We start from the raw sequence: 13,783 nt of genomic DNA, 5'->3' as shown, positions 1-13,783 counted from the left end.
TCGTTCGGCCTCGAAGGAGGAGGTCGAGGGTCGGAAGCCTTCCAGGGATCAGGCCGCCGGGCGCGCCTCGCCGAGCGCCTCGCTGTAGATCGCGTAGGCGTCGTCGTAGGTGACCTCGCGGGGATTGTTCACGAGAAGCCGCGTCTGCTTCATCGCGTCGGTGGCCATCCGCTCCAGATCCTTCTGCGCGACACCGACCTCGGCCAGCGAAGCCGGGACCTTGCAGTCGCGGCAGATCGCGTCGAGGCTTTCGACGAAGCGCGCGGCCGCCTCGGCCGGCGGCAGGTCAGCGGCCGCCGGATCCAGGATCGGCGCCAGCTCGGCGTAGAGCGCCTCGGCGTGGGACAGGTTGAAGCGCATCACCCCCATCAGCACCAGGGCGTTGGAGAGCCCGTGCGGGACGTGGAAGATCGCGCCGACCGGATAGGCCAGGGCATGCACCGCCGCCACCGGCGCGTTGGCGAAGGCCATGCCGGCGAGCATCGAGCCGAGCAGCATCCCGGAGCGCGCTTCCAGGTTGCGGCCGTCCGAGCAGGCGGTGCGGATATTGGCCGAGAGCAGGGCCAGCGCCTGCTTGGCGAGCTGGTCCGAGATCGGGTTCTTCTTGTTCTTGCTGGTGAACGCCTCGATGGCGTGGACCATGGCGTCGATGCCGGTCGCCGCCGTGACGGGGGCGGGCAGGCCCAGCGTCAGCTCCGGATCGAGCACCGCCCAGTCGGGTAGGAGCTTGGGCGCGACGACGCCCTTCTTCTCAGTGGTCGGCGTCGTGACGATCGAGATCGGCGTCACCTCGGAGCCGGTGCCCGCGGTGGTCGGCACCAGGATCAGCGGCAGCCGGTCGCCCTTGGCGAGGCCGACGCCGTAAATCGAATCGAGCGACTCGTCGGACTTCGCCAGGTAGGCGACCAGCTTGGCGGTATCGAGCGCCGAGCCACCGCCGATCGACAGGACCAAGTCCGTCCCCAGCTCCCGGGCCCGCTTGGCCGCCGCCTCGATCACTGTCGAGGGGGGGTCGGCGACCACGTCCTCGTAGACGTCGATGGTGATGCCGGCCGCCGCTAGGGCGGACTCGGCGGCCTCGGTGAGGCCGGCCTTGCGCACGCCCTTGTCGGTCACGAGCAGGACGCGCTTGGCGCCGAAGGTGCCGACGATCTCCGGCAGCTTCTTGGAGGCGCCGGCCTCGAACAGGACGTTCGGGGTGGTCTGGAAGGTGAACGGATTCATCGCGCTGCCCTGTTGTCGTGCCGGGATCAATTCTTCGAAGCGTTCACTCCGCCGGCTCGAAATCCTTCACCTTTTCGCGCAATTCCTCGACCAGCACGCGCGTGTTCTCCGAATAATCGATCGGCACCGCCACGAGGTGCACGCCGCCTTCGGCGAAAGCGCGGTCCAGGGTCGGGACGAGGTCGTTGACGGCTTCGACCCGGTGGCCCTTGGCGCCGTAGGATTGGGCGTAGAGCACGAAATCCGGGTTGCCGAAGGTCATCCCGTAGTCGGCAAACTTGTCGACCGCCTGCTTCCAGCGGATCATGCCGTAGGCCGAGTCGTCGAGGATCAGCACGACGAGGTTGAGCTTGAGCCGCACCGCGGTCTCCAGCTCCTGGCTGTTCATCATGAAGCCGCCGTCACCGCACACCGCCATCACCCGGCGGTTCGGGTAGAGCATCGCCGCCATCATGGCCGAGGGCAGGCCGGCGCCCATGGTGGCGAGCGCGTTGTCGAGGAGCAGCGTGTTGGCGACGTAGGTGCGGTAGTTCCGGGCAAACCAGATCTTGTACATGCCGTTGTCGAGGCACACGATCCCGTCCTCCGGGATCACCCGGCGCACGTCGCGCACAAGGCGCTGCGGCGTCACCGGGAAGCGGTCCTCGCCGGCCCGGTCGGCGATGTGGCCGAGGATGCGCTCGCGCAAGGGCAGCAGGGCGCCGGCGTTGGGCAGCTTGCCCTCCAGCTTGTCGGCGAGCAGCTTCAGGGTCGGCCCGAGATCGCCGACCACCTCGGCGTCGGGATAATAGACCTGCTCGACGTTGGCCGGCATGTAGCCGATGTGGAGCACCTTCTGGTCGGCCTGGCCCATGAAGAAGGGCGGCTTCTCGATCGTGTCGTGGCCGATCGCGATGATCAGGTCGGCCTTGTCGATCGCCTCGTGGACGTAGTCGCGCTCGGAGAGCGCCGCCGTGCCCATGTAGAGGTCGGTGCCGCTGGCGACCGTGCCCTTGCCCATCTGGGTGGTGAAGAACGGGATCTGGGTGCGGTGCACGAAGCCGCCGAGATCGCCTGTGGCGCGCGGCCGGCTGGCGGCGGCGCCGAGCATGACCAGCGGCCGCTTGGCCTGGAGGATCATGGCGGCGGCCCGCTCGATGGCGGCCGGGTGGGCGACCGGGATGTCGATCGGGTGCGGCGGCACGACGTAGGCCTCGGCCTGCTCGGCGGCGATGTCCTCGGGCAGCTCCAGGAGCACCGGCCCGGGCCGCTCCTCGGTGGCGACCCGGAAGGCGTCGCGCACGATGGTGGGGATCGAGGAGGCGGAGACGATCTGACGGGCCATCTTGGTGATCGGCTTCATCGAGCTGATCACGTCGACGATCTGGAATTTCGCCTGCCGGGAGGACAGGATGCCCTTCTGACCGGTGATGATGATCATCGGCATCGCGCCAAGATGGGCGTAGGCCGCGCCGGTCGAGAAGTTCAGGGCGCCCGGGCCCAGCGTCGAGAGGCACACGCCCGGCCGGCCGGTGAGGCGGCCATGGGTCGCCGCCATGAAGCTCGCCGCCTGCTCGTGGCGGGTCAGCACCAGTTCGATCTTGGAGGTGCGCAGCGATTCGACGACGTCGAGGTTCTCCTCGCCCGGGATGCCGAAGATGCGGTCGACGCCCTCGTTCTCGAGCGCCGCAACGAGTAGATCTGAGCCCTTGGGCATGTGATGTCCCACTGATGCGACGCCAGCCGGCGTCGTGCGGTCCGTCCCCGATCCGCCCGTCACCGATGCGGTGTGATCCGCGCGGCTCGGACCGGGACGAACGCCCTCCGGATAGGCGTTCGGTTAGAGGGCTGGCCTGTAATGGGGTCAAGACCCGTCGGGAGCTGAAAGGTCACAGAGCCGGGGCAATCTTATCGTGTACGGGGATAGAGCCGGCTCGGAACGACCGAGTACGGTCAAGGTTCTCGTGCGTTCGGTTCGGCGGAAGATCATGGACCAGGTGCGCAACGACGAGACACGAGACGGGGCGGCGCTTCCGGCCCCGGAGACGCCGGCCGCGGACGTGGTGCTGGCGCCGCTCGCCGATTTCCCGCGGATCGATCTCCGGGTGGGGGTCGAGCCGTGGGACAAGCGCCGGCAGGCCGGCAAGGCCCTGCGGGCGGAGGTCCCGCACGCGGACCATGCGGCCCTGCGCTCCGAGTCGGACCGCCCCGATCCGGTCAGCCTGATCGAGTCAGCCCATGAGGGACGGCAGGCGCATCTCATCCCGTTGCGGGTCGCCCGGATGGCGACCAGCCCGTTCGCGTTCCTGCGCGGCGCCGCGCACGTCATGGCCTGGGACCTGTCGCGCGGGCCCCGCAGCGGCATCGACGTGGTGATGAACGGCGACGCGCATATCGATAATTTCGGCCTGTTCGGAACACCGCAGCGCGACATCGTCCTCGATCTCAACGATTTCGACGAGGTCACGGTCGGCCCGTGGGAATGGGACCTGAAGCGGCTCGCGGCCGGCATCATGGTCGCCACCGCCGAAGCCGGCGCGCCGCCGGACGCGCAGCGCAGCGCCGTGATGGAGGCGGTGTCCGGCTATCAGCGCACGATGCGCCGCCTGGCGCCGCAGGGTTCCCTGGACGTCTGGTACCAGACCACCGTGGCCGATGCCCGGCGCCTCGGGCGGATCCGGATGGACGCGGAGGCCAGCGCCGTAGTGACCCGGGCAGTGGACAAGGCGCGCCGGAAGAACAATCGCAGCCTCCTGGGGCAGATCGCCGAGCGCCGCACCGACGGCGGCTGGCGGTTCCGGGCGGAGCCGCCGATCCTCACGCCGGTCGACGACGCCACCCGGCAGAGCATCGTCACCGGGCTGGAGCATTACGCCGAGACCCTGCCGCGGGAGCGGCGGTTCATGCTCAACCGCTACCAAGTGGTCGACGTGGCCCACCGGGTCGTCGGGGTCGGCAGCGTCGGGACGCGGGCCTACGTGGCGCTGCTGTGCGGCAATTCCGACCGGGACGCGCTGTTCCTCCAGGTCAAGGAGGCGGTGCGCCCGGCCAACGCCCCCTACCTGCCGGGCATGCCCGAACCCTATGCCGGGCACGAGGGCGAGCGCGTGATCTACGGCCAGCGCCTGCTCCAGGCGGTGGGCGACCCGCTGCTCGGCTGGACCAGCATCGACGGCCGGCCGTTCTACGTGCGCCAGATGAAGAACCTGAAGGGCGCGATCCCCCTGGCGGAGATGTCGGGCCTGTCGCTCCTGACCTTCTCGTATGCCTACGGGGCCCTTCTGGCCCGGGCGCATGCGCGGACCGGGGATGCCGCGGCGATCGCCGGCTATTGCGGCAGCGGCAAGCAGCCCGACCTGCGCGAAGCCCTAGCCGATTGGGCGGCGGCCTATGCGGAGCGCAACGCCGAGGATTTCGAGCTGTTTCGCGACGCCATCGCCAGCGGCCGGCTGGAGGCGGCGGAGGATCCCTGTCTGTGAGGTCCGGTGAAGGTCACACCACCTTCTCCGTCATTGCGAGCGCAGCGAAGCAACCTAGGGCGGCGCACGATCCCCGAACCGTGGCGCATCACTGGGTTGCTTCGCTGCGCTCGCAATGACGGTGTGAAACAGGGGATCGGATCGCGTCCCGCGGACGGCCCATACCAACCCATCCCCTCATCCTTAGGTGCTGCGCAGCAGCCTCGAAGGAGGCCTCCAGCCAGCCGCGCGATCCCTGGAGGGCTCCTTCGAGGGCTCCGCTTCGCTGCGCCACCTCAGGATGAGGGGGTGGGTTGGTGAAGCGCATCAAAGCAGCCGTCACAGCATCCCGAATTCAGGCGCCTCGTTGGCGAGTCGCACCAAGAGCTCGCGCAGCCAGCGATGGGCCGGGTCGCGGTCGTAGGAGGCGTGCCACAGCATCGACACCGCCACGTCGTCCAGGGGCACCGGCACCGGGCTAACCGCCAGCGAGAGTGCGCTGGCGAAGGCGGCGGCGAGCCGGGCATGCATGGTGGCGATCACCGGCGCGGCGCGGACCAGGAACGGCACCACGAGGAAGCGCGGCGTCGTCACCGCGAGGACGCGCGAGCGCCCGATCAGTGCCAGGGCGTCGTCGACCACCCCGTGGGCGGTCTCCCGCAGGGAGGTCAGGACGTGCGGGAAGCGCAGGTAATCGTCCAGGCCGATCGGCGGCTGGATCCCGATCAGGTCAGCGTTGAACAGCACCACGTAGCTGTCCCGGTAGAGCAGCCGCTGCTTGTGGTGGACCTGCCCCTCCGAGAAAAACCCGATGGCGAGATCGACTTGGTTGGCGTCCAATTCGTCGAGGATGTGTGTGCGATCGACCGAGCGCAGCAGCAGGCGAATTCCGGGGGCCTCCCGGCGCAGCTGCGCGAGCAATCGAGGCCCGAGCAGGACCTCGACGCTGTCCGGCAGGCTCACCGTGAAGCTGCGCTCCACGGTGGCCGGATCGAACCGCTCCTCCCGGTGGACCAGGGCCTGGACCTGCCGCAGCGTCGCCCGCAGAGGCTCGGCGAGCTTCAGGGCCCGCGGCGTCGGCCGCATTCCGTCGGGGGCCCGGGTGAGCAGCTCGTCGTCGAACAGGCGGCGCAACCGGGCCAGGCTCGAACTCATCGCCGACTGACCGACGCCGATCCGGGCCGCCGCCCGGGTGACGCTGCGCTCGTCGAGCAGGGCATCCAGGGCGACCAGCAGGTTCAGGTCGATCCGGCTGAGATCGATGTGATCAATGGCCAAGGGCGGGGCGATCGGTTCGAGGTCGATCGCCCTGTATAGCAGAGCTTCACACTTACGCCGGAACTGGCTCCCGCGGCTCGGTGTGGTCGAACAGGCGTGGCGGCGCGATCTCGTCCTTGGCGCCCATCCGGTCGACCAGGTGCTCGGCGACCCGCAGGGCGTTGGCGATGATCGTGAGGGTCGGATTCACGGCGCCGATCGACGGAAAGAAGCTCGCATCCGTGACATAGAGATTGTCGAGCTGGTGCGCCTTGCAGTTCCGGTCGAGCACGGAGGTCGTGGCATCGTCCCCGAACCGGAGGGTGCCGGCTTGGTGGGCGGTGCCGCCGATCGGGACGTTCTTGCCGAGATAGAGCGAGCGGTCGAACAGGTGCGGGTGCATGTCGGTGAAGCTGCAGATCTCCTGTAGCTTGCGGCGCAGGCGCTTGTGCGCCTCGACATTGGTTTCGGTGAGGTCGAGATGGACCTTGCCGTCCTTATAGTAGACCCGGTTCTGGGCGAGCGGGATGTCCTCCGAGGTCAGCCAGAAATCGACGGAGTGCTTGGCGATCCAGTCGAACGGCTTGTTGGGGAACCATTGCAGGAAGCCGGGCAGCCCCTCGCCGTGGATCTGGGCGCCGTCGGACTTGCCGACCATCTGGATATGGCCGAGCGGGAAGTCCCACGCGTCCTTCCGGTCCGGATCACCGAAGTAGAAGTCGTTGAGGCCGAGGGTCTTCTGGAAGCGGGTCGGGTTCGGCACCTTGGAGATCGCCAGCACGGTCGAGTTGTTGTGGCGCATGTAGTTGCGCCCGACCTGGCCGGAGCCGTTGGCGAGACCGTCCGGGTGCTGCTCGCTGGCGGAGCGCAGCAGCAGCAGCGCCGAGGACAGCGCCCCGCAGGCCACCACCACGAGGTCGGCCGAGGCCTCGAACGGCGCATCGTCTCGGGTGCCGACCACGCCGGTCACGCTGCGGCCGCTCGGGTCGGTGACGAGGCGCTCGATATAAGTGCGGGTGAGGAGCGTCAGGTTCGGGCAGTCGCGCAAAGCCGGATCGACCACCATGGTCTGGGCGTCGGATTTGCCGTTGGTCGGGCAGGGGAAGCCGTCGAAGGATTCGCACTTGATGCAGGGCGAGGTGGAGACGGCGCGCCCGTCCTTCTCCACAAGCCGCACGCCCACCGGCAGGTGGAACGGGTGGTGGCCGGCGCTCTTCAGGTTGTCGAACAATTGCTGGATCCGCGGCTCGTGCGAGACCGGCGGATGGGCATAGGGCTTGCGCGACCAGGGCTCGGTCGGGTCTTCGCCGCGCTGGCCGTGGACGTGGAACAGCTCCTCGGCGGCTTGGTAATGCGGCTCGAACTCGTCGTAGCCCACGGGCCAGGCCGGAGCGATGCCGTCCTCGTGCCGAATATCCGAAAAATCCTTCTCGCGCAGGCGGAACAGGATCGAGCCGTAGAATTTCGAGTTGCCGCCGACATAGTAGTGCAGGCCCGGCTGGAAGCTGCTGCCGGTTGAGGAGTACCAAGTCTCCTTGGTCTGGTAGTAGCCGTCGACGATCACCGCCTGGCTGTCCCAGTTGCGCGGCTCGCGCAGGAGGTAGTCGCCGCGCTCGATCAGGAGGATGCGCTTGCCCGTCTGGGCCAGGCGCCATGCCATCGTCCCGCCGCCGGGGCCGGATCCGACGATGATCACGTCGTAATGCTCACCCGGCATCGTCACTGTCTCCGTCCGGACCGATTGTCCTGGCAGGCAACTCGCGAGCCGGATTTCGGATCGGTCTGCGACGACGTTTAGCATTCGACGGCCGCGACCACCGCAACCGCCGGTTAAGCGCTTTTCCCAACGCCGCCTTCAGCTTCGCCTGCGATCCTGCGCCGAGCCGGCCTGCAGCCGGGGAGGCAGCCATGGTCGTCAAGGATATCGCGCTGGTGCTGGCCCTGCTGATCGCGGCGGCGCTCGCGCTCGGCCATTGGCGGGCCCGGCGCTCCGCCCCGGACGAGGCCGAGGCCGAGCGGCTGCACGACCGGATCTGGCGGATCAGCGAGAGCGAGGACCGCTACCGCGCCCTGGTCGCGGCCACCACCGAGGTGATCGTGCAGCGCGACGCCCGCGGGCGGATCACCTACGCCAACGACGATTACGCCCAGCTGCTCGGCCGTCCGGCCATCGACCTGCTCGGCGCGCAGATCGATCTCGAGATCCTGGAGCGGCGCGAGGTCGAGGTCGGCGAGGACGGGGTCCGCCGCATGGAGGCGCAGGTCCGCTCGGTGGACGGCCAGGTGCGCTGGTTCGCCTTCGTGGAGATGCCGGTGGCCCATGGCGACGCGATGCACTGGCTGCGCGCCGGCCGCGACGTCACCGCCCGGGTCGAGGCTTTGCGCAGCCGCGACGCCGCGCTGGAGCGCGCCGAGGCCGCCAGCGTGGCGAAGTCGCGCTTCCTCGCCACCGTCAGCCACGAGATGCGCACCCCGCTCAACGGCATCCTCGGCATGGCCGAGCTGGTGCTCGGCACCCCCCTCGACCTAGAGCAGCGGACCTATGTCGAGGCCGTGCGCACCAGCGGCCAGGCCCTGCTCGGGCTGATCGACGGCGTGCTCGACTTCTCCCGGATCGAGGCCGGGCGCCTCGACCTCGCGGCCGAACCCTTCGACCTGCCGGCTTTGGCCGAGAGCGTGGTGGAGCTGCTCGCCCCCCGGGCACAGGACAAGGGCATCGAGATCGCCCTCGACGTCACGGAAAGCTTCCCGCACGGTCTCGTCGGCGATGCCGACCGGGTGCGGCAGATCCTGATCAACCTCGCCGGCAACGCCATCAAGTTCACCGCGCGGGGCGGCGTCGGGGTGAGCCTCAGCTTCGTCCGCACTGACGCCGGGGGCGGGGAGGCGGTGCTCTCCGTCTCTGACACCGGCCCCGGCATCCCGGAGGACCGGTTGCCGATCCTGTTCGAGGAATTCGAGCAGGGCGACGGCAGTGCCAGCCGCAGCCACGAGGGCACCGGCCTGGGGCTCGCCATCACCCGCCGGCTGGTGACCCGCATGGGCGGGCGGATCGAGGCGGAGTCGCGCGTCGGCCGCGGCTCGACCTTCCGGGTCGTCCTGCCGCTGCCGGAGGCCGAGGGCGCGCGCGCCAACCCCGCCCCGCTGCCGGGGCTCGAAGGCCGGCGCTGCCTGATCGTGGCCGATTCGCCCTACCAGGCCCCCTACCTCGCCCGCAGCCTGTCCCGGGCGGGCGCTGCCACCGTGATCGTCGGCACCCTGGAGGACGGCCTCGACGCCCTGTCCGGCGCGGCCTTCGACGCGGTGCTGGCCGATCGGGCGCTGGGCGACGCGGCGGTCCGCCAGATCGCCGACGCCGCCCGCGCCTGCGGGGTGCGCTGCAGCCTCGTCCTGCTCTCGCCCTTCGACCGCCGCGGCTTCGGGGCGCCGGGCGCGGCCGGCTTCGACGGCTACCTGATCAAGCCGATCCGGGCCCGCTCGCTGTTCGAGCGGCTGCTCGCCCCGCCGGTCGCGGTCGAATCCAGCACCGTCGCGGCTCCCGCCCCGGCGCGGACCGGGACCGGCCAGCGGATCCTGCTCGCCGAGGACAACCCGATCAACGCGCTGCTCGCGACCCGCGCCCTTGAGCGCCTCGGCGCCGAGGTCGTCCAGGCGGTCGACGGGGTCGAGGCGCTGGAGCGGTTGGCCTCGGATGGCCCGTTCGACCTCGCCCTGATCGACGTGCGCATGCCCCGCCTCGACGGCCACGAGACCGCCCGCCGCATCCGCGCCGCGGAAGCGGCGGGGGAGGGGACCCGACTGCACCTCGTGGCGCTCACCGCCAATGCCGGCCGCGAGGACGAGATCGCCGCCCGCGCGGCCGGGTTCGACGGGTTCCTGGCCAAGCCCCTCAATCTGAAGCTGCTTCCGGCCCTGCTGGAGCGCCGGACCGCACAGGCCGCCTAGCGTGTCGTGCCGGATATCGGAACCGGCACGACACGCTAGAGCCGTGCCCGACCACGTTGGGTCGGGTCACGCCTCTAAACTCTTGTTTTGACGCGCTCTCTTGCGACGAACCGGAGCCACTTCGTCGGAGAGCGCTCTAGCTTTCTGATTCGCATCGTCTTTCTCCGAAAGCCGGCGGCCCCCTGTCGGGACGATGCTCCAGCCCCGCCGCTCCCGCGTTGACAGCGGGCCGCTCGCCGCGCCAACAGAAAGCCCATGTCGACAGCCGCCACTCAGCCGCCCGCACCGCGCTCCTCGAGCGGCGCCCTCGCTGCCTGGGGCATTGCGATCCTCGTGGTCGCGACGGTGCTGCTCGGCGAGCTCCTGCCCGCCCGGCATGCCGTCCCGGCACGCTCGGTCGCCGACGACCCGGCCTGCCTCGAATGGACCGACGGCTGCCGCGTCTGCCAGCGCCTGGCCGAAGGCCCGGCCTGCTCGCTGCCCGGCATCGCCTGCCAGACCGCCGAGCCGCGCTGCCTGCGCCACCGCGACGGGTGAGACCGGACGCGGCGATCCTCCGCTTCGCGCCGAGCCCGAACGGATGGCTCCATCTCGGCCACGCCTATTCGGCCCTGCTCAACGCCGAACTGGCGGAGCAGATGGGCGGCCTCTGCCGCCTGCGCATCGAGGATATCGATCCGGTCCGCTCGAAGCCGGACTTGGTCGAGGCAATCGTCGCCGACCTCGCCTGGCTCGGCCTCACCTACCCGGAGCCGGTGCGGCACCAGTCCCGCCACATGGACTCCTACCGGGCGACGCTCCAGCGTCTGATCGACCGGGGTCTCGCCTATCCCTGCTTCTGCTCCCGCGGGCAGATCCGGGCGCAGGCCGCCGCCAGCGCCGACAACCCACTCGATCCGGACGGCGTGCCGCTCTATCCCGGCACCTGCCGCTTGCTCGAACCGGCGATCCGGGCCGAACGCCTGGTCCGGGGCGAGCCGCATACCTGGCGCCTTGATGGGGCGGCCGCCCTGCGCTGCGCCGGCAACGCCCTCGGCTATGAAGCCTTCGACGGAGCCGACACGCGCTGGGTCACCGCCGACCCCGCCCGCTGGGGCGACGCCGTAATCGCCCGGCGCGACGTGCCGACCAGCTATCACCTGTCCGTGGTCCACGACGACGCGGAGCAAGAAATCACCCACGTGGTCCGGGGCCGGGACCTCGAAGCGGGCACCGATCTCCACGTCCTGCTGCAACGCCTGCTCGGCCTGCCGACGCCGCGCTACCACCACCACGCATTGATCCTGGATCCCGACGGCGACAAACTCGCCAAGTCCCGGGGCTCGCAAAGCCTCGCCGATCTCAGGCAGGCGGGGGTGACGCCCGAACAGATCCGCGCCCGCCTCGGCTTCGCCTGAGCCGATGGCGGCAATTCCCGCCGTCATTGCGAGCGCAGCGAAGCAACCCGGGGAAACACCGCGCTGAGACTTTGCGCGCGACCCTCGATCGCTACGCTCGCAATGGCGTCGGCAACCGCTCAGCGCACCGCGGCATCCCGTTGCGCCAGCGCCGTCGCGCTCTTCGATTTCTGCATGGTCGCGTCGACCTGCTCGCGCTGGCGCTTGAACTCTGCGAGCAGCCGGCCGTCGAGCTCGCGGCCGCGGGGCACGCGGATCTTCATCGGGTCGACGAAGTGGCCGTTGATGATCACCTCGTAGTGCAGGTGCGGGCCGGTGGAGAGGCCGGTGGAGCCCAGATAGCCGATGATCTGCCCCTGCCGGACCCGGACTCCCTCCTTCACCCCACGGCCGAACCGCGACATGTGGTTGTAGGTCGTGACGTAGCCGTTGACGTGCTGGATCTCGACCCGGTTGCCGTAGCCCGAGGTCATCTCGGCCCGGATCACCACGCCGTTGCCCGCCGCCGCGATCGGGGTACCGATCGGGTTCGCCCAATCGACGCCGGTATGCAGCTTGGCGTAGCCCAGCACCGGGTGCATCCGATAGCCGAAGCCGGAGCGCATGATCCCGTCCGGAATCGGCTTGCGCAGCAGGAACTTCTTCAGGGACCGTCCCTGCTCGTCGAGATAGTCGATCGTGCCGTCATCCGGCGACTGGAAGCGGTAGACCTTGCGAGTCTCGCCCCCCAGCGTCAGGGCGGCATAGAGCAGGTCCGGCCGGTCGGCGCCGGCTTCGTCGTCGTAGGTGTAGAACACGTCGAGCCCGTCGCCGCTGGCGATCCGGCGCTGGAAGTCGAGGTCGTAGCTGAACACCCGGACGATGTCCTCGACGGTGGCCCGCGGCAGGTCGTGGCGGGCGGCCGTCTCGTAGAGGCTCTGGTACAGGCGCGGCCCGGAGCCCGAATCCTCCTCGTCATCCTCGCCGGCATCCGCCTGGGGCTGCGGCTTGGAGGAGGGGGCCTCCTCGGTCGGCGGCGCCACGGAGACGAAGGCGCTCCGGTCGTTGAGGGCGGCAATGCCCTCGATGCCGTTCTCGCCGTACAGCACCACGCGGGTGACCTGCCGCGGATCGCCGGGGCGCGGTCCGGGGGCGATCTGCACCCGCATCTGCTGGCCTTCCGGCAGGGCCGCGGTGCGGGTCTTGCCGCCGAGCGCCGCGACGATGCCGCGGATCTGCTCGTCCCCGGCCAGGCCGGTGGCCTTCAGGATGCCCTCCAGGGTCTCGCCCCGCTTGAGCGCAATGTCGCGCTCCTCCACGAGCGGCGCCTCGTTCGGCTTCAGCTCGACTTTGGGAACCTTGGTGACGTTCTCGGGGACGACCAGCACCTCGATCGATTTGAACGGGTTGGCGTCCTTGGCGGCCGAGCTCTCCGCATCGCCGCCCGCGCCCTGCTGCAGCGTGCGCGACAGCAGGATCTGGGGCGCGATCGGGATGGCGGCCCGGCGCCCGGCCTCGGCGGCGATCCGGCGCTCCTCTTCCACCTGGGCGGTGACGTCGTCGTCGGTGAGCGCAGGGGCATTGGCATCGACGGCGGCATCCGCGAGGTCGCGCTTGACCACCGTGACCTCGGCCCCGGGCGCGTCGGCGGCGGCGTCGGGCGCGCGCTCCAGAGGCTCGTCGGAGACGAACTTCATCGGATCGAACCGCGGCAGCTCGCCGGCATAAACGCCCGTCGTCATGGACAGGGGGGTGGTGATCCGCACGAAGGCCTTGGCCTTGATGATCTCGCGATCCCCCAGGCGGACGGTCACCGGCGCGCGAAAGCTCTGCTTGGCCGAGGCGATCATCAGGTTGCGCACCAGCCGGTCGCCCTTGCGGGCGAGGTTGGCGCCGCTCTCGCTCGGCTGCGGCCGGGGCATGATCGTGGCCTTCTCGGGGATCGCCGCGAAGGAGACGTCACCTTGCAGGGAGACGTGGAGCGCTGCCGCGATCAGGCCGGCGCCGGTCAGACCCGTGAGGGTGCTGGCACAGAGCCAACGCAGATTGACCGCGCGGCGATCGATCTGGGTCGCGTCCGCGCCGAGCAGATCGAGGGGCGCCTGGACCCCGCGCCCGACGCCGGGGGCGAGGGCGGCCACGTCGCCGATCTTGAGTCGCTCGCGCTTCACTCGCAGGTCCCGGAAAGACGACGGCGCACGGCGCTCTCGCTGGTGATTAGAGGATCGGCGGCCGGGCACGCGCGCACCGCTCACGCACGGCCTGTTCCTCTCGGGGGGCAGCATGTCGAGATTGAGGCGCCCCACCTCTCTACCGGGCTCCGATCCCGGAGGGAATTCCGGATGCCGAACCGAGAGGGGAGGGGGGTTGGCCGGGACCAACCTTCAAAAATCTTCCCCCCGGTGTTGACGGCTCTGTGGGGCCTGTTTATACCCCTGTTCATCGGCGCCGGCCGCGGAAGTGGCCCGGGCGCTGACGCATCTTCTGACAGGATCGGCGATTGGCCGGCGGGTTTGCCGGGCGATGGTCTGTTTTTGTCCGATG

9 protein-coding genes are annotated in these 13,783 nt (G+C 69.8%); 4 read left to right on the top strand and 5 right to left on the bottom strand.

What is annotated here, in order from left to right; genetic code table 11:
* Positions 1-48: 48 nt before the first annotated feature.
* On the bottom strand, positions 49-1,224 hold the full coding sequence (locus MKK67_RS16600; protein ID WP_243966259.1) for an iron-containing alcohol dehydrogenase: 1,176 nt from the start codon (positions 1,222-1,224) through the stop codon (positions 49-51).
* A 43-nt stretch (positions 1,225-1,267) separates the two neighbouring features.
* On the bottom strand, positions 1,268-2,920 hold the full coding sequence (locus tag MKK67_RS16595; RefSeq protein ID WP_243966258.1) for an acetolactate synthase large subunit: 1,653 nt from the start codon (positions 2,918-2,920) through the stop codon (positions 1,268-1,270).
* A gap of 271 nt (positions 2,921-3,191) precedes the next feature.
* Here MKK67_RS16595 and MKK67_RS16590 point away from each other — a divergent pair, with 271 nt between their 5' ends.
* On the top strand, positions 3,192-4,682 hold the full coding sequence (locus tag MKK67_RS16590) for a DUF2252 domain-containing protein (protein ID WP_243966257.1): 1,491 nt from the start codon (positions 3,192-3,194) through the stop codon (positions 4,680-4,682).
* Between the two features lie 318 nt (positions 4,683-5,000).
* Here the strand turns inward: MKK67_RS16590 and MKK67_RS16585 are convergent, their stop codons facing one another.
* Positions 5,001-5,939, bottom strand: a complete 939-nt coding sequence (locus MKK67_RS16585) for a LysR family transcriptional regulator (RefSeq protein WP_243966256.1) — start codon at positions 5,937-5,939, stop codon at positions 5,001-5,003.
* Positions 5,940-5,991: 52 nt separating this feature from the next.
* On the bottom strand, positions 5,992-7,635 hold the full coding sequence (locus MKK67_RS16580; protein ID WP_243966255.1) for a GMC oxidoreductase: 1,644 nt from the start codon (positions 7,633-7,635) through the stop codon (positions 5,992-5,994).
* Positions 7,636-7,826: 191 nt separating this feature from the next.
* On the opposite strand from MKK67_RS16580, the gene MKK67_RS16575 reads away from it, so the two are divergent.
* The 3 genes from MKK67_RS16575 to gluQRS all read left to right on the top strand — a co-directional run bounded on the left by MKK67_RS16575 (position 7,827) and on the right by gluQRS (position 11,260).
* Entirely contained in the window at positions 7,827-9,863 is a 2,037-nt protein-coding gene (locus MKK67_RS16575) for an ATP-binding protein (RefSeq protein WP_243966254.1), read from the top strand.
* A gap of 255 nt (positions 9,864-10,118) precedes the next feature.
* Positions 10,119-10,400 (top strand): hypothetical protein, encoded by a 282-nt coding sequence (locus MKK67_RS16570; protein WP_243966253.1) that lies wholly within the window; start codon positions 10,119-10,121, stop codon positions 10,398-10,400.
* Positions 10,397-11,260: a tRNA glutamyl-Q(34) synthetase GluQRS gene (gene gluQRS / locus MKK67_RS16565; protein WP_243966252.1), complete on the top strand. Its 864-nt coding sequence runs from the start codon at positions 10,397-10,399 to the stop codon at positions 11,258-11,260. The genes MKK67_RS16570 and gluQRS overlap by 4 nt, the downstream gene beginning before the upstream one ends.
* A gap of 119 nt (positions 11,261-11,379) precedes the next feature.
* Here gluQRS and MKK67_RS16560 read toward each other — a convergent pair whose 3' ends face one another.
* The gene (locus MKK67_RS16560) at positions 11,380-13,410 is read right to left on the bottom strand and encodes a M23 family metallopeptidase (RefSeq protein WP_243966251.1); all 2,031 of its coding nucleotides are present in this window, start codon (positions 13,408-13,410) and stop codon (positions 11,380-11,382) included.
* Positions 13,411-13,783: the final 373 nt, after the last annotated feature.

It is taken from the genome of Methylobacterium sp. J-072 (assembly GCF_022829425.1).
In the GTDB taxonomy this organism is placed as follows: Bacteria; Pseudomonadota; Alphaproteobacteria; order Rhizobiales; family Beijerinckiaceae; genus Methylobacterium.
The sequence above is the reverse complement of the archived record's forward strand: the minus strand, read 5'-3'. Positions and strand labels throughout refer to the sequence as shown.